Source organism: Methanospirillum sp. (assembly GCF_035406105.1).
GTDB lineage: Archaea > Halobacteriota > Methanomicrobia > Methanomicrobiales > Methanospirillaceae > Methanospirillum.
In genome coordinates this window covers 1-1722 of record NZ_DAONKG010000333.1, presented here as the reverse complement: position 1 = coordinate 1722, position 1722 = coordinate 1, and the positions used below count along the sequence as shown (strand labels likewise).

General features: G+C 41.7%; 2 protein-coding genes. Both read left to right on the top strand.

Annotation, left to right across the window (positions count from 1 at the left end):
- On the top strand, window positions 1-1249 hold a 1249-nt coding region (locus PLA23_RS13170), incomplete at its 5' end, for a PAS domain S-box protein (protein WP_324475500.1).
- Between the two features lie 24 nt (window positions 1250-1273).
- Window positions 1274-1722: histidine kinase dimerization/phosphoacceptor domain -containing protein (locus PLA23_RS13165; RefSeq protein WP_324475498.1), on the top strand; the 449-nt coding region annotated here is incomplete at its 3' end.

Here is a 1722-nt window from a genome sequence, read left to right as displayed (position 1 = left end):
CGGGATACCAGATGAGGATAAAGAGAGAATTTTTGAGAGAGGATATGGAAAAAATACCGGTCTGGGTATGTTTTTTATCAGGGATATCCTGTCACTGACCGGAATTACGATATGTGAGACGGGCACTTTTGGGAAAGGTGCAAAATTTGAGATTTTCGTACCTGATTGCAATTTCAGGATACATGGGAATAAAGATAGCATAACCCATCCTGATACGCAGGAGAGATCACAATGTCAGCTTGCATCAGACACCTCACCGGACAACACTGGGATCAGGAATGAGAATCCCATAGCGGTTCGTCTTACGGAAGGTGGAGCGACACAGAATGTACCGTTCATCAATGAAAAGTTATACCCGTTTCTTTTTGAAAACGCCGGAGAAGCAATCTTTATTATAGATCTTGAAGGCCCGGAGCCAGGTAGAATTATCGACTGCAATCATGAAGCAGCCAGGATGAACGGATATACGGGTGCAGAACTTCGGAATATGAATATTTTTACCTTGGATCCATGGAAAAATGCAGAGATTCAGAAGAGGGTTTTTTATGCACAGGAGGGAGAATGGTTTAGCTATGAAGTCAACCATAAAAGGAAAGATGGGACGATTTATTCACTGGAGATTCGGGTAGGTACGATTCATATTGAGGGAAAAAAGTATGCCATCTCTTTCGAACGTGATATTAGTGAAAGAAAAAAGACCGAAAAAGTCCAGGAAATGATTCAGCATGAACTTAAAGAGCAAATCTCGCTATCTGAATCACGCTATCAGGCGCTTTATAATCTTTTAGGTGATTCCATTTTTATTGTTGATATGTCAGGCTATGTTCTTGATGCAAATGAAACAGCCTGTTCTCTTCTAGGCTATTCAAAAAATGAACTCATTGGAATGCATGTGAGCATGATCGATGATCCGGTCAATGCTCTAAATATACCTGAGCGGATAAAAAGGATGCTTCAGGAAGGATCGATTATTTTTGAGACCGAGCATCTTACCAAAAACGGGCATTCTATTCCTTTTGAAGTTCACAACAGGCCGATTGAGTACGAGGGAAAACCAGCGATTCTAAGTGTTGCACGTGATATCACCAAAAGAAAGGAGGCTCAGCGAGCTTTAAAAGAGAGTGAAGAGCGATTCAGACAATTTGCAGATGAGATATCTGATATTATCTACTTCATCTCACTCAAACCGGAAAAAATTCTCTATGTGAACCCAGCTTTTCAAAGGATACTGGGAATCCCGATCGAGTAGGTATCTGATAATCCCCGTCGTTTATTGAATTATATTCACCCGGACGACAAGGAGAGAGTTACAGCAGGAATTACCCGGTTGCTGAAAGGAAAGATTCCATACCTGGAGACAGAATACCGGGCTATGGACAGGGTAGGGCAGATAAAATGGTTCTATGATCGCTATTTTATTATAAAAACAGAACATGAAAGGCCATCGCAGCTGGGTATCATATCTGAAGAGATCACTGAACGGAAATTATTTGAAGAGAGACAGATAGCTGCCCTTCAGGAGAAAGAGACGCTCTTAAAGGAGATGCATCACCGGGTCCGAAATAATTTGCAGATTATTTCAAGCCTCATCTCACTGCAGGAGGACAGGATATCGGATCCCATGATAAAAGAGGTGCTGCATGAGCATTTAAACAGGATTCGATCCATCGCACTCGTACATGATCATCTCTACCAGAGAGAAAATCTGGAAAGGATCAGGTA